Below are 24170 nucleotides of genomic sequence, written 5' to 3'. Positions count from 1 at the left end.
GTGTTGAACGATTGTATTTTATGAAGTGACGTGTTGCGTCAGACTGCGAATCTGCTTTGCTGCTTGTTTATAAGGAGTCAGCGTCTCTTGTGCCTGTAACGTCGCGCGTTCACTCTCAAGTTGCTCGAGTGTTTGGCGTAATAGGTGCTCTGAAACGGCTGTCAAAGAAGTGTCCAGATGTGCCGACGCGACTGCAAGCAAGCGTTCTTCTTGAGTGGCAGTATACGCGAGTGCTTCTTGCTTAGTTAATGTCGCAAGCTCCTCCTTCAACTGCTCCTTCTCATTTTTCTCAAAGAAAGCTTTCGCATTCCGGAAGTGGCGTTTGACGCCGACATAAGGCGTTGCATCTTCGAATGGACCATCGAACGTCATTTCGTTTAATCGAGAGACCGTGACAGGTGCGAGTTGGAAGGATTCGTTCCATTGCTCTAGCAACTGTTGCTCCTCTTGTTGACGCCGGATCAAGGCCGATTCGAGCCATTGATCGACACGGAAATGCGTGACCCGGAGCTCTTGTTCAAAATCGAACCGAAGGAACGTCAACAGTTCCGTTAATGCATCCTGTAATGCCGCTCCTTTGCCAGTTTGAGCAAAACGAACAGGATTATAGGATTCCTTGAAAAAGTCGGGGAAACGGTAATAAATGCGTTGTACGACATGGTGCAACAGCTCATGGATCTCTGCTTTGAGTGCAGGTTCGATCAAAGCGGTGCGATTGTCTTCGAAACGATCCGTGACCTGCTGTTCTAAAGCAGACAGCTCAGCCAACCGTTCTTCTTTTCGCAACAGATTCGCTTCAGTCGCAGCGATAAATCGTTCGAGTCGCTGTACGGTCTTTTCCGTCTGCTCAGACAACGATACTTTGGCGAGACCGGTCAGATCCTCCGCTAGGAAGTGATGGAATGCCTCCTCGAATTCAGGTAAACCGGAAGTTGAATCCGATCGCTCTTGTTGCTTTTCCGTGAGACCTTGTAAGCTCGAGACTCCATACAGTCGAGGCGATCGAATCCCGAAGCGTTGCAATTCCGACGCGACATAGTTCAAGACATCTTGACGTTCGCTATCTGACGCAGCAAGATCAATCGCGTTGACGAGGAAGAACATCTTATCGAGTTCGAATGCGTCTTTGACACGACCGAGTTGAATCAAGAATTCACGGTCAGCGCGGGCGAAGGCATGATTGAAGTACGTGACGAATAAGATCGCATCCGCGTTCTTGATGTAATCAAAAGCGACATCAGTATGACGGGCATTGATTGAATCTGCTCCCGGTGTATCGACGAGCGTCACGCCAAGACGTGTTAACGGGCTATCGTAATAGAAATCGATGACATCTACGAAACAGCTTCGTTCTTCCTGCGCGACATACTGTTTAAATGCATCTTGATCGACCGTCTGAACGGTACCGATGAAGGATTGCACGGCAGGGAATCCTTTTAAGAAAGAACGCAAAAACGGGTCCGTCAGTAACGCGGTACGTGGTAAGAGCGTATCGTATGCCTGTTTCGTTGACTCGAACGTCATCGTTTCGACCATTGCTTCATTTAAGTCCTCAAGCATCGCTGCTTCCGACTTGAACGTGACTTCTGCCACGCCGTGCGGGTGTGCTACGTCAACAGGGTGAATCCGGTTGATTGATGCCGTCGTCGGATTCGGAGAGACAGGGAGGACCTTATCTCCGAGTAAGGCATTGCAAAACGATGATTTTCCGGCACTGAAGGCACCGAATAAGGCAATCGTGAACGATTGGTGTGTCAGTCGGTCCAATTTGTCATTCAAATAAGCGACGGCATCTTCAAAACCTTGAAGACCATTCAGATGCTGACGGATTCGAGCGACGTCTTCCGGTGCATAACGGACGGCTTGTTGCTCACTGATCGTCGTCGCAATTTCAAACGCAGTAGTTTCTGTCACCGATTCATACCCGGTAAAGGAGACGATTGCCGCTTCTTGCTGAATCAATTGCTCCTCCCAGATTGAAACTTGCGTCCGAGCCTGTTCGAGTTGTTGGTCGGATGGACTAGCAACGCCATGCTCATATCGTTCGAGTGCTACGGTAGCTTGTTGCCATGCTTGAACGCTATTCCATTTATGCTGTAGTGACGTCTGTTGCTGCAATAGCTCAGATTGCTCTTTCGGGAAAGTTGTCGTCAACTCTTGACGAATAAGCTCACGCCATGCGTTCGTTTCCTTGACGAACCACGCTTGTGTCTGTTCGGCGACACGATTCGTGAACTGGAGCACTGATTCACCTGTAATCGTAATACCGGTTGGCAAGGCACTTTCGAGTACGGAAAGCGGTGGGTCAAGTGAGAGCTGATCGATTGCGACGATATGCGTATCCTGTAGGAGACCAAGGTCACGTAACGATTGTTTCATCAAGTTACGTAAATGAAGCGAAATTTCAGAAGCGGTCACTGTCTGATAGGCACGGAGCACATCTTGTGCAATCTCTGCTTGAGCTGCTTCCGTTTTTTTCGCGCTACGGAATAATCCAACCTTGAAATCACGCTGACGTGACTCGAGGAAGCGGCGCATCTTCTCGCGTAATTCGAACGGCATCAATGTCGCATTTTTCAAAAGTTGATCCCGATGAAGCGAAAACGTCTGTACCCAGCGGTCCGGTTGACGTGCTTCTAACTGTTGCGAGACACGCGCTAATTCGGTTTCGACTTTCGCCGGATCCTGTCGTTCAGTGTCATTCAATTGCTCAGCCATCGTCTCGTGGGTTTCTGAGACGAGACGTGTGAGATAACGTGTATGCTCCTGGTGAAGACTTTCAAGTGTCAGAGCGGCAGAAGTCAACAACTTCGGTTGAGCGTCGCGAATGCTTTGTTTGACGAGTTGTTCGACTTCCGTGAAATCGTTATGCGGATGGGCTGGGTCCCGTAGGCTCGTAAAGAAAATCCCTTTCGGTACGACATCGTGTTCGGCGAAGGACGCATGGACCGAACGACGGAAGGCGTCGAATGATAGTTCATCGTCACGATGTTTATCGATTTGATTGACGATTAAATATAATTCCGGCACGGCAACTTGTAATTCATCCGTCACCATGAAGTTCAATTCGGATTGAACATGATTGTAATCCATGACGTAAAACAAGATATCAGCCAAGTGAAGGGCAGACTCCGTTGAGACCCGGTGGGCATCATCGACCGAGTCGACGCCTGGCGTATCCATCAAGACGAGACCAGGCGGAAGCGCGGACGCGGCATGCGTCAAATCGATTTGTCGGACATCACCACTTTTCCCAAGCGATTGAAGATGCTCCTCCTGCTCTGTTGCTGTCAGACGAACAGACGGCTGTTCATGAAAGTGTATGATTGCTGAATCCGTCTCACCTTGCTGAAGTGTCACGATGTTCGCACTCGTCGGAATCGGACTCGTCGGTAAGACTGATTCACCTGTCAAGGCGTTGATCATGCTCGATTTCCCAGCAGAAAAGTGACCGACAAACGCAATCGTGAACTCTCGTTTTAATAGTTTTGTGGCGAATTTATCTAGTTTATCTAAACGGAGTTGATCCGTTGAAGGTTGAATCAATGTGGCGAGTGAAGCCGTCGCCTCGAGTTGGTTCGATAATCGTTCCTCAAATGAGCGCATGCAATGAAACCCCTTTCTTTCAGTCACCGTTCAGTGTATCACGATTTTTTCAGTTTCGTCATCCTTCTAAAAGCGACAAAAAACGATCCGCCAAGGAAGAGGCGAATCGTTTTGATCGGCATCAAGACGACGGGACGATTTTGTCCGCGCGTGTCGATTCTTGCTCCGTCGAATGAATTCGGCGCAACAAGTGTAATTTGAAGAGATACATCACAAGCAGGTGAACATTTGCCTGTGTTGCCTTGTAGAGTATCCAAGGCATTGCAGGGACGAATTCATGGATAGCGATGATACATTCTTGCGTACCAGGAATTTGCCGGAATTCAATCCGACCACGGCTATCTTGCTCGACTTTTGCAAATAATCCACCGGTAATCCGGTACGTCGCCATGTGTCGATCGTGAACCGGTTCCTTCGTCAATTCAAGCAGAGGTTGTTCGTAAAACGGAATGTGGATTCCGACGACTTGATCCTGCACGGTTGACGATAGGAAGGGGCGGGCGAATGATGACAACCAGTTCATATAATCGTCGGCTGCCCAGTCGGCATCACGATCCTTTGGTAAAAGAACCCGTTGGACTGAACGGACGTCAAGAACGTCTGGTGTCGAAGACGATGAGGAAGAAGATTCTTTTTGTTTTTCCTCCTCTTTTAACGCATCTCGGACTGATTGTTCGAATGTGATTTTACCGTCACTGATGCCGGGAATCATTTTTTCAGGATCTGCGACCATCTCATGGACCATGCTTTCAACGAGTGGATAGACGGTTTCTTTTGGTTCTCCGGACACGAGCGTCACCCAAAGGCGCGATAATTTAACGGTCAATAAAGGAATATCGATCGTCGGTTGTCGTTTACCCATGATGTCGGCTGTTTTAAGGATCATCTCCTTATAGGTCATCGCTTCCGGTCCACCGATATCGATGGCTCGGTCTTTAACGTCATCGCGATCGACACTTTCACCAAGGGCATGAATGACGTCGGGTAAGGCGACAGGATGGGTCTTGTTACGTGTCCATCGTGGGAGTGCCATGACGGGTAGACGTTTGACGAGTTTCGATAAGATTGGGAACGATGAACCTTTAGGACCAACGATTAACGCAGCACGGATCGTTGTCACCGGTGTTCCATATGCACCGAGAACGCGTTCGACTTCAAGTCGACTCTTTAAGTGACGCGATAGATTTTCTGTTTCCTCGGGAATGATGCCACTTAAGTAGATGATTTGCCGGATGCCGTTTTCTTTTGCGGCACGGGCGAAGTTATCGGCTAACAATAAGTCCATATTCTCAAACGATCCTTGTGTCAATTTAGCAGATGGCATCATCGAATGGACGAGGTAGACAGCGATGTCCGCTCCTTTCATGCCTTCGATCGTATCGTCTAGAGAAAAGAGGTCGCACGATCGCCATTCGACGCGTTCCTCATTGTCCTTGTCGTCACCATTTCGTGAAAGGGCGATGACGTCATATTTTTTCTTTAGTTCGTTCAGTAAATTGTGACCAATGTATCCGGTGGCTCCGGCTAAAGCTAAGCGCGTTGGCATGGATGTAAACTCCTCTCTTATATCTGTTGTAATGTACCCTCAAACGAGTCGATTCAATCGCAAGAGGATAAGTTGAGACGATTCAGTTGAATGGAATAGGGAATAGTAACATATGGAAAAGAACCAGCAAGAAGAATGAAAACAAAGGGGGCTTCAACCATGCAGACGATACAATTCATGCAAGAGGGACATGAACGACGATTCGATCTGTTGTGGAGACGTTTAAAGCCGAAACAACGAGAAGATGCAGCGATGGTCTCGATGCTGTACCTTGCGACAGGACAGCCACAAGTACTCGAACGGTTTTCGGACTACTTCTTTCCAGATAGTGGTGAGTTTTTTGATCGTGAATTTCTAGCTGAACCCTATCCGAGTCCAGCGTTAGAAGCGATCATCCACTTGATCGTCCAATTGTATAATGGACGAACGACGATCACGATTATCGAGCTGATTGAACGATTGGATGAGCAACAGATGTCACTCGTACTCGAAGCGATTAAATTGCGGGCTTACGGATGTCAGATGTTACAAAAAGTCGCGAAATCGTAAGGACACTAGTATGAATCCGATTGATGAAGAACTTCTCTTCGTCGATCGGATTTTTTTGTGAGGGAAGAAAAGTTGTAAGTTCAAGAATCGATAAGAAGATGTTCGTGAATCAGAGTTCATTAAAATAAATCGCCATGAAAATAAAAGCTAAGTTTATTCACGAAGAACTAATTGAGATGGGCGGCGACTGGAAATAAGATGAAAGTATCAGTAAAAGGTGGTCTAACTATGGAAGGAGTGACATCATGCAGCTCAAAGAATCGATCTACTTTCACTCACCGATTTTCATCCAAAACTTGTTGACGACTTTACAAGGACGTCGCCTGTTCCATGAACGATACGGTCCCGCCTATCAGCAGCGCTTACAAGAACTGAAACAGAAGTTAGGACGACCGATTGACGTTCGAGCAGAACAATTGCATCGATTAAACGACTTCCTTTCTTTTTGCCAAACACATAGTTCATACTATCAGGAATTGTTTTCTACCATTGCACTAGAGCTCCCGTTACAATCGATTGACGAACTAAAACAGATTCCCCCTTTGACGAAAGAAATCTTACGCCAACAAAATGAGGACGTCCATGCGCACGTCCATGCCCCGATTCTCGGAAAAACGGGCGGTACGACTGGTAAATCGATTCAAGTGCACTATACAAAGGAAGATATGCAAATCCGAATGGCACATCTTGACTTCTTCAAGTGGACCCATGGAGTCGATCAAGGGATGCGCCGCGCAAGTTTTACCGGTCAAACCCTTGCTTCGACGAATCAAAAGGCACCGGTTTATTGGCGAATGAATAAAGTCATCAATCAGATGTTGTTCTCGATTAAAAACATCAATCCGAAAACCGCCGCTGCCTACATTGAACAACTCAATCGGTTTCAGCCGGAATCGATTGATGGTTTGCCTTCAGGAATGATCGAAGTCGCGCGATATGCTAAAAAATATGGGATGACCTGTACGTTTCGACCGAAAGCGATTTTCCCGACGGCAGAGATGATGACGGCAGAAGAACGAGCACTCATCGAAGACGTCTTCCATGCACCGATCTATGATCAGTATGCGTCGTCAGAAGGGGCGCCGATCGTCGCCGAATGTCCTTATGGGAAAAAACATCTACATTATGAGATGGGAATCATTGAACGCGATGAGGACGGCGAAATTCTTGTAACGAGCTTCGATACGCACGGAACACCTCTCGTCCGTTACCGCGTTGGCGATCGGATGACGCTCAGTCAGGAAACGTGCCCTTGTGGTCATCAAGGTCCGATCATCGCTTCAATCGACGGACGGGGGAGAAGCTTCATTCAACTCAGAAACGGACACCGTGTCTTTGAAGGCGAACTTGCGGGAATCGTTCGAGCGTTCCCGAACTGTATCGAACGCGTACAATATATTCAAGAGACGCGGGACGAGGTTGTTTTATTATATGTTCCGGATGAACGATGCTTAGAGAAAGAACATGAGAAGAAGCTCTTTTTCGTTCTGGACCGACTGTTTGACGGACAATTGAATGTCGTCATGCACGCGGTACCGGAAATTCCGAAAGAAATCAGTGGAAAAACGTTACTGATTAAACAACAGTATGCATGGCACACAAAAGAGGCTGGGACATAACTCAGTTTCACAAACGAAAGGTCCTCGAAACGTGTAGTCGTTTCGAGGGCCTTGTTCTATGACGAAAAACCGATTCTGAATAAACAAATAAGGACAACCTCTGATAAAGTTAAAGTGACTAAACTATAACCATCGGAGGTGCCCTTATGTTTAAAGATTATAACATGAACCAGCTGGTTCTGCCCTTAGATTTAGAAGTTCGTCTTCAAGAAAATGATATCGCGTTCGCTGTCCATCATCTCGTCGAATCCATTCCGGATGATGTTTTCGATCCTTTCATGCGGACGACGGGATGCCCTGCTTATCATCCGCGGATGATGATGAAAATCATTTTATGTGCCTACACACAGTCGGTCTTCTCCGGTCGGAAGATTGAAGGATTACTATCCGATAGTCTGCGGATGATGTGGCTAGCGCAAGGGAATGCGCCGAGCTATCGTACCATCAACCGTTTTCGAGTGCATCCCGCAGTCACTCCAATCTTGAAGCAAGCCTTCGTTACCTTCCGTTGCCATCTCGTCGAGATGGGAGAAATCAATGAAGAAGCCATCTTTATCGATGGTACAAAGCTAGAGGCGAATGCGAACCGATACACCTTTGTTTGGCGGAAATCGATCGAACGTCATAGTTCGTCTCTCGTGGACAAATCGAATCGTATCTATGACAACCTCGTCGAACAAGACATCCTACCGGAAATTGAACGAGAAAGCCCGGACGAGCTCACTCTCTCAGAACTCGAACACATGGGTGAAGCTTTAGACGCACATATCGCTTCCATCAACCAAAAAATCGAGGCGAGTTCGGATACTCAAGAAAGAAAACGTCTACGTTCTGAACGGAAGGAACCACGTCTCCTTCGAAAGGAGATTACAGATTTCATCGAGCGGAAACAGAGATACGCCCTCCAAAAGAGGACGCTCGCTGGACGGAACAGCTATTCGAAAACAGACACAGACGCGACGTTCATGCGAATGAAGGAAGATCATATGCAAAATGGACAACTCAAGCCAGGCTATAACGTTCAAATCGCGACCGAAGGACAGTACACACTCGCTTATGATATTTATCCGAATCCGACGGATGCCCGGACGTTACTCCCCTTTTTAGATGAGATCAGCTCATATTTACCACTACCACCGCATATCGTTGCGGATGCCGGCTATGGGAGTCAGGAGAATTATCAGGATATTCTGATGCGCCGAGGGCGCATTCCACTCATCCCTTATACGATGTTCGAAAAAGAAAAGTCTCGAAAATGGCGCAATGATCCATTTAACACAGTAAACTGGTCTTATGATGAAAGGTCGGATCGTTTTGTGTGCCCTAATGGACAGGACGTAACATTCCGTTACATGTCCAAGAGAACAGATCGGTACGGATTCACGCGTGATTTCAAGGTGTATGAAAGCGAAGGGTGTGATGGCTGCCCGTTTCGCTCCCGTTGTACCAAGGCCAAAGAGGGTCGTCACCGACAGGTACACATAAACACTTCATGGGAAGAACAAAAAGAACAGATGAAAAAATGGCTTTCAGATCAAAAAACAGGATCCCTCTATGCGAAACGGAAGATAGACGTGGAACCAGTTTTTGGATATCTGAAGGCTAATTTGAGTTTCACTCGCTTTTCTGTGAGAGGAAAAGCGAAGGTGAAGCGTGAGCTCGGCTTCATCCTCATGGCCGTAAATTTAAGAAAATGGCTCATCCAAAGCGTTGCCCGAAGGGCAACTTGACGCGAGACAATGAAAAAAGAAGGAATTGCACATCCTGAGTGATGGCAATTCCTTCTTCTCGTTAAATTCAGCTAGTTATGTCCCAGCCTCTTTCGTGTGTCCTGAAACCATCAGTCGCGCGGACGCACCGGAATCCAGATGGCAGATTGATAATCGGCGGCAGATGGGTCGCCTGCCGAATAAACTTCGAGTTCAGCGTGAGGGAGAGGATCATATTCATGCGATGGGAGCCACTCTTGATAGATACGCTGCCACATCTCTTGAATGGCATGCGGCATTGGACCAACGACCGGAAACGTCGCCCAAAGACTCGCCGGAATCGTCATCGTTTCCTGATCGGGTAGGATTTCTGTTGTCGTCGTCGCGATCCAATAATCCATCGATGTTTCGGTGAAATTGGAGCAGACACCAATCACACCTTCAATCTGACCGTCATTTTGTTTGAACAAAGTAGCATCTTGACCAGAATGATTTACATCATTCCAAAACAACGGAATCAGCTGTTTTTGGGCACCATCTTGCGTCGAGAAATGTTTTCGCCATCCTGAAATCTGTAAAGCCGGTCGTTCGATGAGTTGGTAATCCATTTGCTCCAGTCCCTTCAAGGTCACCTGAATGCTCAGGCGGTTATAGGCGTGAATCGGACGTCGCTCGTTTCGCATCAACGTCGGCGAACAACCATGCTGACGTTTGAAAGCTTTTGTGAAAGCTTCCGGCGTCTCGTAACCAAAACGTAAGGCGAGATCGATGATTTTTTCGTCCGTCTGTGTCAATTGTTGCGCTGCGAGCGTCAGACGTCGTCCTCGGATGTATTCCGGTAACGTCATCATCGCAAGTAACGAAAACGCCCGTTGTAAAGGATAAGCCTGCATCTGAGCGACTTTTGTCAAAACGTTGAGATCGAGCGAGTCTTCTAAATGATCTTCGATATAGTCAATAACGCGTTGAATCGATTCGAGCCACATCTTGTCACCTCCTTGTTTTCAGTATAGTAGAGCGATGATCGTCGGACCTGTCCAAGGTGATAGCAATTTGTCAGGAGGCATGTTCCCTTATTTTTGTCATATTCCTGTCAGGTACATAGGCTATTGTAGAGACATCGAAACCGTTACTTCCCTTGCGAAAGGACGTGATGACATGGGTATCAAAGAGCAGATCTACAATCGCTCTCCTCTATTTCTCCAGCACCTCTTCACAACCCTCTATGGGTATCAATTGCATCGCGAACGTTATGGACCGGTCTATCAAGAACGGTTCCGGATGCTCCTCGAACGAGAACATACGACGATCGACGTCAAAGCGGAACAACTTGATCGTTTAAATGACTTCCTTCGCTTCTGTACTGAACACAGTCCCTATTACCGTCAGCTCTTCACTTCACATGGCATTTGCCTACCGTTAACGGACTTATCCGAACTAAAACATATTCCTGTACTATCAAAAGAAATATTACGAACGCACATGGAGGACATTCAAACAGATGTCGCTGCGCCAATCATAGGGAAAACGGGTGGAACAACAGGCACGTCACTGCAAGTACGATATACGATACCGGATATGCAAATTCGCATGGCCCATCTGGATTATTTCAAGGCGACCCACGGTGTCTACCGTGGCATGCGACGAATCAGCTTTACGGCACAGGATCTCGTACCCGAGCGTCAACAGGTGGACGTCTACTGGCGGATGAATCGAGCGGCGAATCAACTCTTGTTCACGGTGAAACGGTTATCCCCACGGACGATGGCAGCGTATCTTGAAGCCATCGAACGTTTTCAACCAGAAACGATTGATGATCTTCCGTCAGCGATGATTGAGCTCGCCCGGTTCGCGAAGCGAGAAGGGATCCGCTTGACGTGTCAACCGATTGCGATTTTCCCGACGGCAGAACGGATCGACGCGGAAGAGCGCCAAGTCATCGAAGAAGTGTTTCACGGACCAGTCTTTGATCAATATGCATCGTCTGAAGGGGCACCTATCGTTTCTGAATGTCGGTTTGGTCAAAAACATCTGCACCATGAGATGGGGATCATCGAACTCGATTCATACGGGGAGATTCTCGTGACGAGTTTTGATACTCACGGCACCCCCCTCATTCGCTACCGGGTCGGAGATCGGATGACGCTCAGTCAGCGCAACTGTTCCTGTGGTCACCCGGGACCAATCATCGAATCGATTGACGGCAGGGGGCGGGCCTTCATCCAAAAACCGGATGGGAAAAAGATTTTTGAAGCGCAACTGTCGAGTCTTGTCAAACATTTGCCAAACAGTATCGAGCGTATTCAATATGTTCAAATGACGACAGATAGCGTATCGATCTACTATGTTCCGGACGCAGAGCGGTTCAGTCAATCAGACGAACGAATTCTGATGGAACGGCTGTACCGTTTATTCGGTCGTGATATCCATCTCGATGTACAAGCCGTTTCTTATATCGATGCTGAGGAAAGTGGGAAGATCTTGCTCGTCAAATCAAGTTTAACAGGATGAAGGTAACGGGCAGATCGTGACATCTGTCCGCTTTTTAATGATTTTTCATCATACCTCAGTTAAAAGTACATGTTAAAACACCTCCACTGTTAGTACTTCTAAAAGATGTACCATTATAAAGGTGTTTTAGATTACCTCATTCATTCAATTCGTTTTTGATATCTCTTACCTTTTTTAAAAGCCATTTTTTATTTTCTTTGTCTTTTACGATGATAAAATCTTCTTTTCCTTTAACAGAATAAATGGTGGACCCGACTGAAAAAAGATTCGATTGACTGTTCGCTTGGGGCATTTCATATGCTTTTGTTTTCTTTAATATCGTACTAATTTTTTCTCCTTGTCGCTTTGATGCATCCAATTCAGCTTCTGTTCCACTATACTCTTTGTTATTCACAATGACGATCATGGCATGACTAGCTTTGTCCTCTGTACCGGTTTGACTGCATCCGAATAAAAATCCAATGAACACAATGACGAATATCTTTTTCATCGGAACCTCCATATATGAGTATTTGTTGAGTAATAACGTAAATTCATGATAGGTAAAAGTCCCTTCCTTTACCAAGTGTAAGGTAAAATAAGGAAAAGGAGGGGGATAGATGAAACCTCAGATTTTACTGTTAGGCATGTTCCATCTCGATCGCCCGACCAATGGTGATTTGATTCGTCCAGCAATTTTTGATATCGCGTCAGAAAAAAGGCAACGAGAAATCCAAGAAGTTGTTAATCGATTGAACGCATTTCGACCGACAGGCGTTGCCCTTGAGACGTCACCTGAACGCATAAGTGACCTGCAGCATACATATGAAACCTATCAATCCGAGAGCGACTTAATCGAAAATGAACGGCAACAAATCGGCTTTCGCTTAGCCCGGATGGCGGGAGTAGCAGATCTCCATGGGATCGATTGGAACGAAATCGTACCCGGCGTACCGGATTTAGGAATCGTCCGTTCACATCATCCGGAAGCCTTTGAGACAATCGTCGCGGCTGAGATGAAGCGGACAGAACAGTTAGAGCACGCGATGGAGCAGTCATCATTCTCCGAATGGCTCGATCGATTGCACGCTGAAGAAACGATTGCAGCGTCGGCTAGAATCTATGATCAAATCGAACGACTGGAGAGCGGTCGGATTTGGGTTGAACGCTACTGGCGAGTCCGCAATCAAGAGATTGCAAATCGTTTACAGCACCTCGCTCAGGCGAACGAACGAATCGTCTGTTTGTATGGTGCTGCGCACCTCCCGTTATTACGACAATATTTGAATGAATCGAACCAAGTCGAAGTGATGACGTGGAACGATTGGAACAACAAAAAGGAGTGTATGTAAATGCTATTTCACTACCATATTTGGACACCACATTTGGAAGAAACAGAAGCTTGGTACACGGCACGCGGATTTCACGTTTCCCAGCGGATCGGGAAGAAAGATGGAGAATTTTCGTCGTTCAATCCACCTCTATCATGGAATGATTTTCGAGCAGATCAAATTTTATTCCGAATCATTGAAATGAAACGGGGAGCGGTCAATGTGACGATCGGATTCGGAAAAACGGTTCGCTTGGATCACATCGGATTTTTGATTCAGCCTGGTGACGTGCAAACGATTCTTGATCGCGCAGAAACGTTAGCGTTCAAGGTCCAAGCGAACGAGCGGCGGACGTTCTTACAGACACCATACGGATTACGGATTGAACTGCAAGTACATGAAGATGCGATTGCGGATACTGATGGAACGACACTTGAGCGTTTAATTCTAACGACACCGTGCGAAGGATTAGAGGCGGATTTAACGAAACTGTTCGATCGACCGATTTCACAAATCCAAACCGTCCGCGGAGAGAAGACCGTCTTACAAGAAGCAGTTTTTTTCCGACGTATCGCTCGTAGGTACGGATCCGAACGGTGTTCAGCTCGTCTGCTCATAATCAACGAATACTTTAATTGGGAGATCTGGTGTTTCCATTAAGCTAGCAAAGCAACTGGCAAGCTCCGAAAACGAAGTCTCGTGTTCGAACAAAGCGGGCAATGTCGCGTGACGATCGTCTGAAAAGAGCCAGTCTGCATGCTTGCGGTAGTCCCAGCCGTCACTCGATGCAATGATCCGAAGTTCTTTTGCGTGAAACACGGGCGTCAACGTCAAGGCTTCCCGGTTGCCGTCCGATAAGACGCAGATTGCACCATGAGGACGGACAGCAGACTGAAGCTCGGCAAAGGCCGCTTGGCGTCCGGAGCATTCGATGGCGGCGTCATACATACTTGAATCCGGTGTGACGACACGTGCACCTAATTGACGTGCTAACTCCGCTCGGGACGTAAGCGGCTCGATGATATCAATCTGACGAACGTTGATATAATGCCGTAAGTAATGCACTGTCAGCAAACCGATCGTACCCATTCCAGAAACTAAGACGCTAGTGTCGGGTGTCAATGTATGCTTACGGACGCCTTTTGCCGCGTCACAGGACAGAATTAGTAGTAAGGCTTCACGTGGTGAGACATAAGCAGGAACCGGGATGACCTTCGATACAGGTACGATCGCCTGATCTTGATGACCATAGAAGCTGACGACCCGATCTCCGGGCTTGACGATTTGGACGGCGTCACCAACTGCAAGCACTTCGCCATAACTTTCATATCCTGTCTCGAGCGGATAGTCATAGCTGGTTTCGGTCATGTCTTGTTCCAGCCATTGGGGAAGTTCGGCACCGATACTAATGGCACCGGCTAGAGTGCGGACGTGGACGTCATGGATGCCAAGCGGCGGCAGTTCCCGAACAAGATAACTAGGTGTCTTCGACTCCACAAGACAGCAAATCGTTGTAGTGTTCAACATGTAAACCTCATTTCATTGTTGGATTGATGACATATGGATCAAGCATATACCACTTTACTTGTAAAATATAACAATTCGAAACCAGAAATGATGTAGAATAAGAAAGAAAAGGGGGGAATCAAATGGAACCATTATTGATTTTGGCATTGCTCGTGTTCGCATTTTTGACGTATCGGTATAGTAAGATCCTCGTCCGAAAGGATATTTCTACCGCAAACAAACGACTCGCGATCGTCTTTTATTTGATTGCCGTCAGTGGACTTGGCGCTGTCGTTTATTTCAACGTATAAGGAGGACCACCCATGCATTCAACGACTAAACGACGAATCGGTGCGTACATCATCAACCAAGCTGTTTATTTCGGACTTTCCGCCTTCATCGAAAAAACGGTGTTACGACGTGTGAAGTCAGAAGTCGTTCACGCCGTCGTGACACAACCGACGATCAGTTTTCTAGGAGAAGTCGCGCAATTAAAACTGTTGAACGGAAAAACGATTGGTGGTCAGATTTGCGGCATCCAGGTTGAAAGCGAGAACGGATTGCCGTTGACGACGAAACAAATCGTCCGCCGAACAGTCTATCGTGATACGGTCTCGCTATTTAAGATTCGACCGTACTGGAAACCGTTTCTTGAGAACGGACACCGATTACCGGAGGATGACTTCGCGAGAACGATCGTCCGCTTGAATCAGGAGAAGCTAAATAATGAAGCTTGATTTTCATGTCCATAGTGTCCGTGCCTCTCAACCAACGGGAGCCATTCTGCTCTACCATGGTTGGGGCGGAACGGCTGTTTCTTATCTAGAGTTTGCACAACAATTATCTAAAAAAGGGTACGATGTCTTCATCCCGGAACTTATTCGGCATGATCAACGTGAACCGTTTGATCATCCGTTTGATTCAGAAATAACGACGACCTATTTTTGGTCCGTCGTCGAACAATCGATTACGGAAGCGACAGCTATCATCGAACAATCAGGCTGGCATGTTTCAGATGTGATGGCAATCGGCGTCTCGATGGGTGGGTTCATTGCCCACGGGATCATGTCGCGTCAGCCGATTAAAGCACTCGTTGCGATCAATGGGGGCGGTGCCTATCTTGAAGCAGAACGTCAATTCCGCGTTCGTGACGGGCGACCTGCCATCAAAAAGGAGGATGTACCATGGAAGCTCGATCCAATCAGCGTGATGGATGAGCGTCCGCGATTACTCCTGCACGGCGATGCCGATGACATCATTCCACTATCGATCCAGCAGTTTTATCACGGGACAGCTGTTCAAGCAGGTATGGCGCAAACGACCGTATTAGACGTTTTTTCAGGTGTCAACCATACCGTGACCGATGCCATGATCAAGCAACTGATTGCATGGCTGAAGCACGTCAAACTTCAAGGGGCGACAGATGGACTACATACGTTTTCTTCGCAGTAAGGTCGGTCAAGAAAAAGTGATGTTGAACTTTGCGGGTGGGATTGTCTTTGACAAGGAGGGACGCATTCTTCTTCAAAAACGGCGAGAGCAACAAGCATGGGGCTTTCCCGGCGGCGCACTGGAACTGGGAGAGTCGATTGTCGAAGCCACACAGCGTGAGATTTTTGAAGAGACCGGTTTTCATGTCACGATTGAACGTTTGAGTGGTGTCTATTCGAAGTACGAAGAGATGTATCCGAACGGGGATGTCGCCCAACCGATCGTCCATTTTTTCGTTTGCCGAATCAATGGGGGGCAATTGACGATTGATTCCGATGAATCACTCGATATTGCTTTTTTTGAAAGAGACCAAATGCCAGAACTCTATAGCGAACTGCATCAAACAGCCTGGAACGATTTTTTGACGGAAACGGGTCCGGTTTTTCGATAACGCAAAAATCCCCCCCTGATGTAAAAATCAGGGGGGGATTTTATGTTCTCTATGTTCAGCGTTCAAAGCCACCTTCGGAATGGATGACTTGCCCGGTCACCCAGCCACCGTCAGGACTGACGAGGAATTGGATCAATCGTGCGACGTCTTCCGGCGCACCGATTCGCCCGAACGGAAAACTAGGTTTAAGCACCGTCCGGGTTGCTTCATCCATCCAAGTCGAGTCTGTCGGACCCGGATTAACCGCATTGACGGTGATGCCAAGCGGTGCCACGGCTGCCGCGTAAGTCTTCGTAAAGGTCGACAAGGCACCTTTTGTCGTAGCGTAAGCAATCTCGTCAGGCATCGGACCGAGATCCTGTCCGGACGTCAGTTGAATGATACGACCGGACGTTAGATGTGCTTCAACGAATTGTTTCGTGAAACGTGTCGCGAGCAACAACGGTGCCCGGAGATTGACGGCATAGTGTTGATCAAGACTGGCTGCATCAAGTGATCGCCAATCCGTCATCGTCGAATGGGCAGCGTTATTGATCAGGATACTTGGTGTTCCAAAGTCTTCTACCTGATCGAATAAATCATCAGCGGCATCTGCTTGCCCTAAATCAAGTTCGATCGCAAGGACGCGGGCACCTTGATTTTCAAGTTCGGTCGTAAAACTAGTCGCCCAATCCGCTGTTACTTTAAAATAAGTAAAGACCAGGTCATGTCCAGACGAGGCAAGCTGGCGGCAAATCGCAGCTCCGATGTCGCGTGTCTGACTGGCACCGGTCACGATGGCAATCGGTCGTTTCGTCATATGTACGCTCCTTTACATAGATACATTCAAATAAATGAATGGTTCCAAATGTTTACAAAAACAGTATAGCGTAAGAAAGACAATGAACGGAAGCGTTATCATGATTTAACATACTGATTAAATGCATGTTTTGACTTGAAATGTGGTAAAGAAAAAGTGTACGAAATTATTCGTTAAACAGGTGGGGAAGGATGAATCGATCATGAAAGCAATCGTCTTATTCGACGGAGAATGTAATCTCTGTGACGCGAGTGTCCAGTTCATTTTGAAACGAGACAAAGGATATCATGATTTTGCTTCGTTGCAAGGGGAAACAGGACAAGAAATCGTCCGTCGTCATCATCTTCCGGAAACGATCGACAGTGTCGTTGTGATTGACCGGGGTGTACCCTATATCAAATCAGATGCAGCGTTACGGATTGCCCGTCATTTAAAAGGTGGATGGCGTCTGTTGAGTGTGTTTCAGATTGTTCCACGTTCACTTCGAGATCGCGTCTATGATTTCGTTGCAAACAACCGTCATCGCTGGTTTGGACAAAAGCAGCAGTGCGCGTTACCGTCTCCGGAGACGCGAGCTCGATTTCACGACTAAAGATGAAAAACCGCGACGAATCGGTCGCGGTTTTATTAAGTACATGGATTTTTTCTCGTTAAGCATACAGATTAGGATCATTAAAAAATCGTTCTACCTACTTCTGAAAAAAATTGTAGATTTCAGTCCTTCCAATCCTTTAAGATAGTCGATATATGTGCAGATGCACGTTTGATTTAAATTAAGGTTCAGTTGAAGGCTCTTGAGAAGAATGAGTTCTCGCTCTTTCATTATGAAGGATTAGAAAAGAAGGTGAAATGCATGAAGATGACTCGCTCTACGGACTATGCCATTCGTGTACTGATTTTTGCGGCGTCCCATCCGACTCGGCTCGTACAAATTCAAGAAGTGGCAACATATTATGATTTCTCTAAGAACCACCTAATGAAGATCGTTCATGCATTGAGTAAGTTTGGTCTCATCATTTCCGTGCAAGGTCGTAATGGTGGCTTTAGATTAGCAAAATCACCGGACACGATCACACTGGGAGAAATCGTTCACCTTTTTGAAGAAGTATCTTATCTGGAAACCGTGTCTGTAACACATGACAATAGCAGTTTACAAAATACGCGTCGTGCATTCGATCGGGCATTTTCGTCCTTCAAAGAAACGTTAAGTGCTTACACGTTGATTGATCTAATGGCGCCAACACGGGTTGATTGAAATTACGACCTGAAGCTGTCAAAGCGTCATCCTAAACGAAGCAGGTCGAGCCACATCAGTGGTTCGGCCTGCTTTTGTCTTACCCTGTACAGAGCATCAAGACGTTGCCGTCGGGATCTGCAAACGTAAAGTAAGCAAAATCATCGAAACGTTCGATGTCACGAATGATGGGTGCTTGTAGTGATAAGACGAACTGATAGGAGGCATCGATGTCCGTCGTATAAAAATTAAACAAGGCATGAGGGGAAGGGTGATGTTGATACGTTGCGTCATTCGAGTGATCATCGAGCGTCAAACTCGTTGGACCTTCGAGTGGGAGGTTGTAAACAGGTGACGAGACACGCGACACATCAAACGGCAACTGCAGTAACTGGTGATACCAAGCGGCGGCACATTTCACATCCTGAACATGCAAAAAGACAGCGTTCAAGCGGGGCGCAATAAGGTGGGTCGAAATTGACATGAGCATCTCCTCCTTTGTTTTCATACATGTTCCTTTCGATAACCACCTCTTAATTCCTTCAATCCCTATAAATGGAATATGGTATGATATATCAGGAAAATCATTTACGAATGGGAAAGGAATGATAATATGGAAACCATCATCTGTACGACGTGTGGTGTCGAACAAATTAATCCGCAACGTGAAACGTGTCCGATTTGCTTAGAGGAAAGACAGTATGTCAATCCAACTGGTCAAACGTGGACGACGCTCGATGCCATGCAAACGTTAGGAACGTATCAAAACGTCATTAGTGACGACGGAGCAGGCGTCTATGCGATTCAGACGACACCGGCGTTCGGTATCGGTCAGACGGCATATCTTGTCCAAGGAAAATCGTTCAACCTGTTATGGGACTGCATTACATATCTTGATTCTACAACGAAAGAGCAACTTGACGAATTAGGCGGGATTCAGGCGATTGCTTTATCACATCCGCATTATTACGCGACACAAGTCGAATGGGCGGAGACTTTTGACGTGCCGATCTATATTCATGAAGATGATGCGTCGTTCGTGACGCGACCAAGCGAACGCATCGTCTTCTGGAGTGGTGAACGCTTGGAATTGGCGGAAGATGTGATGTTACATCGCATCGGCGGTCACTTCAAAGGAGCAGTCATCTGTGAACGAAAAGACGCATCGGCGGGGCTATTGTTGACAGGGGACATCATTCGGATCGTTGCTGATCGGACGTGGGTCAGTTTCATGTACAGTTATCCGAATGTGATTCCGCTTCCGGCAAAGACGGTCGCGCGAATGGCAGAAACGTTACGTCCGCTTCACTTTGAAAAATTATATGACGCCTTTCATCGGAAAATCGAAACCGGCGCGTCTGAAGCAGTAGCACGCTCTGCAGAGCGGTACATTGCTGCCTTGAACGGGGACTGGTTCACGACATGAAGTCGCGCTTGATCGTCATTCGTGGGAATTCTGGTAGTGGAAAAACTACGCTTGCCAAAGCGTTACGATCGGTTTTACCGGATAGCATCTTGTTTTCACAAGATGTTATCCGCAGGGAGATGTTGAACGTAAAAGATGGACCAGGAAATCCGGCGATTCGCTGGATCGAGGAGTTGGTTGGACTTGCTGACGGACGCCACGCGACGATTCTGCTGGAAGGCATTCTTGCACAGGACTGGTACGGTGAGATGATTGACCGGTTGGAACGTCGCTTTACGTCACGTTACGCGGCGTATTATTTTGACGTCTCATTCGAAGAAACCATTCGTCGCCATGCGATGCGCCAGCCGACGGAGTTTTCTGAGACGGATATGAAACGCTGGTGGATTGATAGGGATCACCGCCCAACGGATCGTCTGATTGCTGAGGATACATCGATAGAAGCCATGATTCAGAAAATAAAACAAGAGCAAAAAGGGGAGAGCGAATGACACACTACATTTTTGACATGGATGGAACGTTGTTTCAAACGAATGCCGTGCTGTCGCATGCGCTAGAAGAGGTCTTTCAAGAGTTGCGTCAAAAGGGACGCTGGGAGGGGGAAACCCCACTCGCCCTCTATCAGCAGATCATGGGCGTCTCGTTACCGGAAGTCTGGCAGACGTTACTACCGGACTTTTCGGCCACAGACCAACAAGCTGCGGATCAAAAGTTTCGACGTAGCATAGAGCAGGCAGTCAAGGCGGGGCACGGTTGCCTATATCCAGGAACGGTCGAGTTGCTAAGTCGTTTGAAACAAGCGGGTCACTCCGTCTATATCGCAAGTAATGGATGGCCGTCCTACTTGTCAGCGATCGTGACGACGTATGGACTCGAAGCCTATATCGATCATGTCTATAGTATCGAAGACATCCGTTCCGGTGATAAATCAGCACTCGTACGGGAGATTTGTAAGACGCACGACATCTCGTCAGGCTACGTTGTCGGTGACCGCTTATCTGATTTCAAAGCGGCGCATGCGAACGGACTGGTAGCAATCGGTTGTCAGTTCGATTTTGCGCAAGAGCAGGAACTCGCAGTCGCGGACCGCGTCGTAAAAGAGTTGAGTGCTGTTTATTAAAAAGAGCCGTCTTCTGTGGAAGACGGCTCTTACTTATAGCGATTATTCTGCCCACCAGAGAGCATCGTCTGGTTTCTTCGCGATCGACGCGACTTCTTTTTCACTCGATACAGTCGGATGCGACCCTTTCAGTGCCTTACCAGCTGTATTCTTAAAGAAAAAGAAGAACGTGACGAAGCCGATGACGCTGACTGCTGTTAGATAGAAAGCAGGAGCGAGCGGGTTTTGTGTCGTATGAACGAGCCATGTCGAAACGAGTGGCGTCGTTCCACCGAAGATCGAGACAGAGACGTTAAACGTCACGGATAGCGTCCGGTAACGGACATCCGTATAGAAGATACTCGGTAGAAGACTTGGCATCGTTCCTTCAAAGATCGCCAAGAAGAAGCCAAGGATGAAGATTCCGATCCCGACGAACAAGAGTGGTTTAAGACCAATCAAGAAGAACGACAGGATTGAAAGCAACGATAGTCCGGCTAACGCGAAAAGAACAATATTGCGATTGCCTTTTTTGTCACTAAGCTTCCCGAAGAAGTAAGCGAGCGGAATCATGATCACCATGACACCAGTAATTAGAATCGTACTTGTCGAACTTGACATACCGATGACTTCATCGAGGTACGATGGCATGTAGGACAAGAGCATATAGTTCGTAATGTTGAAGAAGGCGACAGCGATGAAACAAACGATGATATCACGTTTGTGGTCTCGCAGGATTTCGCGGAATGTCGCGGGTTCTTCTGTATTTTCATTGATCTCATTTTCGAAGATCGGTGATTCATCCAAGTGACGACGTAAATAGAGACCAAATAAACCGAGTGGTGCCCCAAGAATGAAGGGAATTCGCCATCCCCAAGATGCCATTTGATCATCCGATAAGGTGACGAAAAGTGTTGTAGCAAGTAATGAGGCGAGAATATATCCACCGAGTGTACCGATTTCAAGTCCACTTCCGAGAGCACTCCGTTTGTTATCTGGTGATGACTCAGCGATGTAGACCATTGCACCGGCGTATTCACCGCCAGTCGAGAATCCTTGTAAAATACGGGCTAACAATAACAGAATCGGTGCCCAAATTCCGATTTGATCATAGGTCGGTAATAGTCCAATGATGAGCGTCGAACCAGCCATCATGACGATCGTCGTCGTTAAGACGACCTTCCGCCCGAGTCGATCTCCAATTCGTCCAAAGACGATTCCGCCGATTGGTCGCATTAAAAAAGCGATCGCAAAGGTCGCAAATGTAAAGACGAGCTTCAGTTCATCATTTTCAACAGCGCTAAAGAAGTTTTGACTGATGATGATTGCGAGATAGGAATAAAGACCAAAATCGAACCATTCCATCGCATTCCCAATTCCGGTCGCGTAGACACTTTTTTTGGTTTGCTTCATGTCAACGACATTGACTTTTTCTTTTCTGAATTTCATAAGTTCTGTTCACTCCCTTTAATAAGTTCGTATCGTACCATAGCAGGAAATGAAGTCAAGTTGCTAATGTGCTTAACCACTTGGAAATGATTGAAAATGGCTCTGTGCCTGGAGTTGTCAAACCGTTGCGACTCTAAGGACGAACAAAGGTGTGCATTTTTTATGAAAAAAATTGAAAATTTTTTGGGTGTTTTCATAAATTCGAAATAATTTTCATGTGTTTTCACAACGAAAAAATCAGTAATCCGTCTTTAGGATGAGGGAAATAAAACTATATTTTGGTAATTTTAAAATGAGGGTGGAAAGTAAAGGAGAATGCTTATGAAAAAGAGATGGATCGCCATTATATGTCTTGGGCTCATTGTAGTCGTCAGTGGTTGGTATGCTGGATTTCAAGAATCGAAGGTATCCAGTTTTCCAGTGCCACGATTTGCTACGGCAGTTGAAAAACAAGGCGAGTGGAAAATCAAAACGCGTCTTGTCTCGGAAACCGATGGACCGGGTCTACTCTATGGAACTCGGATTCGCCAAGCCGGTTGGAAAGAGCTCGATCGTGAAGGAGCGACAGCATGGTATGAAAAAGACAGGAAAGTGATTGCCTTGACGACGTTTGATGGGGAACTGTATCTCGAAAATTCGAGTAAAGAAGAGATCGGTATTTAAAGCATGCGATTATTTGTAAAATGGAACGGATGGAGTCTGTTTTTCGCTTTGATTCTCTTTCTTCCTGTTGAGATGACATTAAACATTGAACGTATTATCCGCATAACGGGAACATCATATCAGTTTTTTTACCTAATGGATTTTCTATAATCACGGTGTGTATGATCCTATTCTTTACACCTATTCGTCTGATGCAGGGGATAATAGCTCGAAGTCGACTTACTTGGTCGTTTTCCTTTAGTTAGATACCGTATTTTGTCTTCATGTCGTATGCATTGAGTCAGTGGTTCCCAGTCATGTATCCTACTGATTTTCCGAGCCCAGTTCTTGGCTTATTATTGATTGTCGTTTTAGCGATTTATCCGTTTTGTATATTAATTTTAGTTAGTTTCTTAAAAGAAAAAGCGAAATCCGATGCAACGTCTTCAGTAAAATGAAGACGATCATCAGACTTCGCTTTTTTACTTTTTTCGTTTGTTAAAGATATAGTCCGTTTGCCTGAACGACGAATTGTGAATGTTCATAGTGGTATGTGATGACGGAATAGTCGAACGGACGACCGTTCGTCAAATGAAATACTGTCTCAATCGTTAATCCAGGATCGCCCTCGGTGAGACCCAGATGACGAGCCGACTCAGCGCTTAACTTCCCGACGTGCATATACATATCCGAGAACCCAATATTCAATTGGAGTGCCGTCTCTAAGTATTCGAAGATCGACTGCTCAACGATTTCACGATTTAAGTACGGAACAATCGATTGACGATAGTAAGACTCTTCGAGACAGAGGATCTTGCCGTCGATGTAGCGGATTCGCTTGACGTAATAAATCGTCTCACCTGCCTCGATCCCGAGATTCTTCGCGATGTTATCGGTTGCAGCAATTGATTCGAGTGCGAGAACGGTCGACTCGATCGTATGACCGACGAGATTCTGCTTGAATCCTTGGGTCGAGAACAGGCGAATGTAGCCAGTGCGATTCGTCTTCCGGACAAAAATCCCGCTTCCACGGACTTGAAAGATGATTCCTTTTCGTTCAAGTAACTCAAGTGATTTTGTCATCGTCGTCTTACTGACAGCGAACTGCCGGATCAACTCTTCGAGAATCGGGAGTTTGTCCCCTTGTTTCAACTGATGTTGTTCTATGTACCGTTCGATTTCATCGGCTGTCTGTTGGTATTTCAGCATAGGACACCTTCTTTTCTTGCGAACTTTTTTCTTTCTTCAGTATAGCATAAGCCATTTCTTGATTAATAACATGG

25 protein-coding genes are annotated in these 24170 nt (G+C 46.7%); 16 read left to right on the top strand and 9 right to left on the bottom strand.

Annotated features, from left to right (window positions below):
• Positions 1–18: 18 nt before the first annotated feature.
• Entirely contained in the window at positions 19–3606 is a 3588-nt protein-coding gene (locus MKY22_RS09115; protein ID WP_341088434.1) for a dynamin family protein, read from the bottom strand.
• A gap of 121 nt (positions 3607–3727) precedes the next feature.
• The gene (locus tag MKY22_RS09110) at positions 3728–5152 is read right to left on the bottom strand and encodes an NAD(P)H-binding protein (RefSeq protein ID WP_341088432.1); all 1425 of its coding nucleotides are present in this window, start codon (positions 5150–5152) and stop codon (positions 3728–3730) included.
• A gap of 159 nt (positions 5153–5311) precedes the next feature.
• On the opposite strand from MKY22_RS09110, the gene MKY22_RS09105 reads away from it, so the two are divergent.
• The 3 genes from MKY22_RS09105 to MKY22_RS09095 all read left to right on the top strand — a co-directional run bounded on the left by MKY22_RS09105 (position 5312) and on the right by MKY22_RS09095 (position 9050).
• The gene (locus MKY22_RS09105; RefSeq protein WP_075642480.1) at positions 5312–5701 is read left to right on the top strand and encodes a hypothetical protein; all 390 of its coding nucleotides are present in this window, start codon (positions 5312–5314) and stop codon (positions 5699–5701) included.
• A gap of 245 nt (positions 5702–5946) precedes the next feature.
• Complete coding sequence (locus MKY22_RS09100) at positions 5947–7320, top strand: phenylacetate--CoA ligase family protein (protein WP_341088429.1); 1374 nt, start codon at positions 5947–5949, stop codon at positions 7318–7320.
• A gap of 146 nt (positions 7321–7466) precedes the next feature.
• Positions 7467–9050, top strand: coding sequence for an IS1182 family transposase (locus tag MKY22_RS09095; protein WP_341086759.1), 1584 nt, complete (start codon positions 7467–7469; stop codon positions 9048–9050).
• A 110-nt stretch (positions 9051–9160) separates the two neighbouring features.
• Here MKY22_RS09095 and MKY22_RS09090 read toward each other — a convergent pair whose 3' ends face one another.
• Positions 9161–10015 carry an AraC family transcriptional regulator gene (locus tag MKY22_RS09090; RefSeq protein WP_341088427.1) on the bottom strand — a complete coding sequence of 285 codons (855 nt, stop codon included), beginning with the start codon at positions 10013–10015 and terminating at the stop codon, positions 9161–9163.
• Positions 10016–10187: 172 nt separating this feature from the next.
• On the opposite strand from MKY22_RS09090, the gene MKY22_RS09085 reads away from it, so the two are divergent.
• Complete coding sequence (locus tag MKY22_RS09085; protein ID WP_341088426.1) at positions 10188–11540, top strand: phenylacetate--CoA ligase family protein; 1353 nt, start codon at positions 10188–10190, stop codon at positions 11538–11540.
• 136 nt (positions 11541–11676) lie between these two features.
• On the opposite strand, the gene MKY22_RS09080 is transcribed toward MKY22_RS09085, so the two are convergent.
• Positions 11677–12030 (bottom strand): hypothetical protein, encoded by a 354-nt coding sequence (locus MKY22_RS09080; RefSeq protein ID WP_341088424.1) that lies wholly within the window; start codon positions 12028–12030, stop codon positions 11677–11679.
• Positions 12031–12139: 109 nt separating this feature from the next.
• On the opposite strand from MKY22_RS09080, the gene MKY22_RS09075 reads away from it, so the two are divergent.
• Positions 12140–12871 (top strand): DUF5694 domain-containing protein, encoded by a 732-nt coding sequence (locus tag MKY22_RS09075; protein ID WP_341088422.1) that lies wholly within the window; start codon positions 12140–12142, stop codon positions 12869–12871.
• Entirely contained in the window at positions 12872–13510 is a 639-nt protein-coding gene (locus tag MKY22_RS09070; RefSeq protein WP_341088420.1) for a hypothetical protein, read from the top strand.
• Here the strand turns inward: MKY22_RS09070 and MKY22_RS09065 are convergent.
• Positions 13451–14377, bottom strand: a complete 927-nt coding sequence (locus tag MKY22_RS09065; RefSeq protein ID WP_341088418.1) for a zinc-dependent alcohol dehydrogenase — start codon at positions 14375–14377, stop codon at positions 13451–13453. The genes MKY22_RS09070 and MKY22_RS09065 overlap by 60 nt on opposite strands.
• A 122-nt stretch (positions 14378–14499) precedes the next feature.
• Here MKY22_RS09065 and MKY22_RS09060 point away from each other — a divergent pair, with 122 nt between their 5' ends.
• Genes MKY22_RS09060 through MKY22_RS09045 form a run of 4 tightly spaced genes read left to right on the top strand, consistent with a single transcriptional unit; the run spans position 14500 to position 16238 of the window.
• Positions 14500–14667 carry a hypothetical protein gene (locus MKY22_RS09060; protein ID WP_174316383.1) on the top strand — a complete coding sequence of 56 codons (168 nt, stop codon included), beginning with the start codon at positions 14500–14502 and terminating at the stop codon, positions 14665–14667.
• Positions 14668–14679: 12 nt separating this feature from the next.
• Entirely contained in the window at positions 14680–15093 is a 414-nt protein-coding gene (locus MKY22_RS09055) for an RDD family protein (RefSeq protein ID WP_341088416.1), read from the top strand.
• Positions 15083–15808 (top strand): alpha/beta fold hydrolase, encoded by a 726-nt coding sequence (locus MKY22_RS09050; RefSeq protein ID WP_341088414.1) that lies wholly within the window; start codon positions 15083–15085, stop codon positions 15806–15808. Before MKY22_RS09055 ends, MKY22_RS09050 begins: the two co-directional genes overlap by 11 nt.
• On the top strand, positions 15780–16238 hold the full coding sequence (locus MKY22_RS09045) for an NUDIX hydrolase (RefSeq protein WP_341088413.1): 459 nt from the start codon (positions 15780–15782) through the stop codon (positions 16236–16238). The genes MKY22_RS09050 and MKY22_RS09045 overlap by 29 nt, the downstream gene beginning before the upstream one ends.
• Before the next feature lie 55 nt (positions 16239–16293).
• Here MKY22_RS09045 and MKY22_RS09040 read toward each other — a convergent pair whose 3' ends face one another.
• Positions 16294–17037, bottom strand: coding sequence for an SDR family oxidoreductase (locus tag MKY22_RS09040; RefSeq protein ID WP_290776968.1), 744 nt, complete (start codon positions 17035–17037; stop codon positions 16294–16296).
• A 202-nt stretch (positions 17038–17239) separates the two neighbouring features.
• Here MKY22_RS09040 and MKY22_RS09035 point away from each other — a divergent pair, with 202 nt between their 5' ends.
• Together MKY22_RS09035 and MKY22_RS09030 are read left to right on the top strand one after the other, a co-directional pair.
• Complete coding sequence (locus tag MKY22_RS09035; protein WP_055968395.1) at positions 17240–17629, top strand: thiol-disulfide oxidoreductase DCC family protein; 390 nt, start codon at positions 17240–17242, stop codon at positions 17627–17629.
• A 267-nt stretch (positions 17630–17896) separates the two neighbouring features.
• Positions 17897–18292, top strand: a complete 396-nt coding sequence (locus tag MKY22_RS09030; protein ID WP_341088412.1) for an RrF2 family transcriptional regulator — start codon at positions 17897–17899, stop codon at positions 18290–18292.
• A gap of 79 nt (positions 18293–18371) precedes the next feature.
• Here MKY22_RS09030 and MKY22_RS09025 read toward each other — a convergent pair whose 3' ends face one another.
• The gene (locus MKY22_RS09025) at positions 18372–18755 is read right to left on the bottom strand and encodes a VOC family protein (RefSeq protein ID WP_290776991.1); all 384 of its coding nucleotides are present in this window, start codon (positions 18753–18755) and stop codon (positions 18372–18374) included.
• 129 nt (positions 18756–18884) lie between these two features.
• Between MKY22_RS09025 and MKY22_RS09020 the strand changes: the two genes are divergently transcribed.
• Genes MKY22_RS09020 through MKY22_RS09010 form a run of 3 tightly spaced genes read left to right on the top strand, consistent with a single transcriptional unit; the run spans position 18885 to position 20817 of the window.
• Positions 18885–19697, top strand: coding sequence for an MBL fold metallo-hydrolase (locus MKY22_RS09020; RefSeq protein WP_290776993.1), 813 nt, complete (start codon positions 18885–18887; stop codon positions 19695–19697).
• Complete coding sequence (locus tag MKY22_RS09015) at positions 19694–20188, top strand: AAA family ATPase (protein ID WP_255998115.1); 495 nt, start codon at positions 19694–19696, stop codon at positions 20186–20188. Before MKY22_RS09020 ends, MKY22_RS09015 begins: the two co-directional genes overlap by 4 nt.
• On the top strand, positions 20185–20817 hold the full coding sequence (locus tag MKY22_RS09010; protein ID WP_341088409.1) for an HAD hydrolase-like protein: 633 nt from the start codon (positions 20185–20187) through the stop codon (positions 20815–20817). The genes MKY22_RS09015 and MKY22_RS09010 overlap by 4 nt, the downstream gene beginning before the upstream one ends.
• A 42-nt stretch (positions 20818–20859) precedes the next feature.
• Here the strand turns inward: MKY22_RS09010 and MKY22_RS09005 are convergent, their stop codons facing one another.
• Positions 20860–22245, bottom strand: coding sequence for an MFS transporter (locus tag MKY22_RS09005; protein WP_058713244.1), 1386 nt, complete (start codon positions 22243–22245; stop codon positions 20860–20862).
• A gap of 321 nt (positions 22246–22566) precedes the next feature.
• On the opposite strand from MKY22_RS09005, the gene MKY22_RS09000 reads away from it, so the two are divergent.
• The gene (locus MKY22_RS09000) at positions 22567–22908 is read left to right on the top strand and encodes a hypothetical protein (protein ID WP_341088407.1); all 342 of its coding nucleotides are present in this window, start codon (positions 22567–22569) and stop codon (positions 22906–22908) included.
• 477 nt (positions 22909–23385) lie between these two features.
• On the opposite strand, the gene MKY22_RS08995 is transcribed toward MKY22_RS09000, so the two are convergent.
• Positions 23386–24096: a GntR family transcriptional regulator gene (locus tag MKY22_RS08995; RefSeq protein ID WP_290758850.1), complete on the bottom strand. Its 711-nt coding sequence runs from the start codon at positions 24094–24096 to the stop codon at positions 23386–23388.
• Positions 24097–24170 lie beyond the last annotated feature (74 nt).

Source organism: Exiguobacterium sp. FSL W8-0210 (assembly GCF_038006045.1).
In the GTDB taxonomy this organism is placed as follows: domain Bacteria; phylum Bacillota; class Bacilli; order Exiguobacteriales; family Exiguobacteriaceae; genus Exiguobacterium_A.
Note: the sequence above shows the minus strand (reverse complement) of the source record. Positions and strands in the feature narration are given on the sequence as shown.

What these genes read in the sequence shown, in the direction of transcription:
- MKY22_RS09115 (WP_341088434.1), bottom strand. Translation starts at nt 3,606, where the DNA reads ATGCGCTCATTTGAGGAACGATTATCGAACCAACTCGAGGCGACGGCT.
- MKY22_RS09110 (WP_341088432.1), bottom strand. Translation starts at nt 5,152, where the DNA reads ATGCCAACGCGCTTAGCTTTAGCCGGAGCCACCGGATACATTGGTCAC.
- MKY22_RS09105 (WP_075642480.1), top strand. Translation starts at nt 5,312, where the DNA reads ATGCAGACGATACAATTCATGCAAGAGGGACATGAACGACGATTCGAT.
- MKY22_RS09100 (WP_341088429.1), top strand. Translation starts at nt 5,947, where the DNA reads ATGCAGCTCAAAGAATCGATCTACTTTCACTCACCGATTTTCATCCAA.
- MKY22_RS09095 (WP_341086759.1), top strand. Translation starts at nt 7,467, where the DNA reads ATGTTTAAAGATTATAACATGAACCAGCTGGTTCTGCCCTTAGATTTA.
- MKY22_RS09090 (WP_341088427.1), bottom strand. Translation starts at nt 10,015, where the DNA reads ATGTGGCTCGAATCGATTCAACGCGTTATTGACTATATCGAAGATCAT.
- MKY22_RS09085 (WP_341088426.1), top strand. Translation starts at nt 10,188, where the DNA reads ATGGGTATCAAAGAGCAGATCTACAATCGCTCTCCTCTATTTCTCCAG.
- MKY22_RS09080 (WP_341088424.1), bottom strand. Translation starts at nt 12,030, where the DNA reads ATGAAAAAGATATTCGTCATTGTGTTCATTGGATTTTTATTCGGATGC.
- MKY22_RS09075 (WP_341088422.1), top strand. Translation starts at nt 12,140, where the DNA reads ATGAAACCTCAGATTTTACTGTTAGGCATGTTCCATCTCGATCGCCCG.
- MKY22_RS09070 (WP_341088420.1), top strand. Translation starts at nt 12,872, where the DNA reads ATGCTATTTCACTACCATATTTGGACACCACATTTGGAAGAAACAGAA.
- MKY22_RS09065 (WP_341088418.1), bottom strand. Translation starts at nt 14,377, where the DNA reads ATGTTGAACACTACAACGATTTGCTGTCTTGTGGAGTCGAAGACACCT.
- MKY22_RS09060 (WP_174316383.1), top strand. Translation starts at nt 14,500, where the DNA reads ATGGAACCATTATTGATTTTGGCATTGCTCGTGTTCGCATTTTTGACG.
- MKY22_RS09055 (WP_341088416.1), top strand. Translation starts at nt 14,680, where the DNA reads ATGCATTCAACGACTAAACGACGAATCGGTGCGTACATCATCAACCAA.
- MKY22_RS09050 (WP_341088414.1), top strand. Translation starts at nt 15,083, where the DNA reads ATGAAGCTTGATTTTCATGTCCATAGTGTCCGTGCCTCTCAACCAACG.
- MKY22_RS09045 (WP_341088413.1), top strand. Translation starts at nt 15,780, where the DNA reads ATGGACTACATACGTTTTCTTCGCAGTAAGGTCGGTCAAGAAAAAGTG.
- MKY22_RS09040 (WP_290776968.1), bottom strand. Translation starts at nt 17,037, where the DNA reads ATGACGAAACGACCGATTGCCATCGTGACCGGTGCCAGTCAGACACGC.
- MKY22_RS09035 (WP_055968395.1), top strand. Translation starts at nt 17,240, where the DNA reads ATGAAAGCAATCGTCTTATTCGACGGAGAATGTAATCTCTGTGACGCG.
- MKY22_RS09030 (WP_341088412.1), top strand. Translation starts at nt 17,897, where the DNA reads ATGACTCGCTCTACGGACTATGCCATTCGTGTACTGATTTTTGCGGCG.
- MKY22_RS09025 (WP_290776991.1), bottom strand. Translation starts at nt 18,755, where the DNA reads ATGTCAATTTCGACCCACCTTATTGCGCCCCGCTTGAACGCTGTCTTT.
- MKY22_RS09020 (WP_290776993.1), top strand. Translation starts at nt 18,885, where the DNA reads ATGGAAACCATCATCTGTACGACGTGTGGTGTCGAACAAATTAATCCG.
- MKY22_RS09015 (WP_255998115.1), top strand. Translation starts at nt 19,694, where the DNA reads ATGAAGTCGCGCTTGATCGTCATTCGTGGGAATTCTGGTAGTGGAAAA.
- MKY22_RS09010 (WP_341088409.1), top strand. Translation starts at nt 20,185, where the DNA reads ATGACACACTACATTTTTGACATGGATGGAACGTTGTTTCAAACGAAT.
- MKY22_RS09005 (WP_058713244.1), bottom strand. Translation starts at nt 22,245, where the DNA reads ATGAAATTCAGAAAAGAAAAAGTCAATGTCGTTGACATGAAGCAAACC.
- MKY22_RS09000 (WP_341088407.1), top strand. Translation starts at nt 22,567, where the DNA reads ATGAAAAAGAGATGGATCGCCATTATATGTCTTGGGCTCATTGTAGTC.
- MKY22_RS08995 (WP_290758850.1), bottom strand. Translation starts at nt 24,096, where the DNA reads ATGCTGAAATACCAACAGACAGCCGATGAAATCGAACGGTACATAGAA.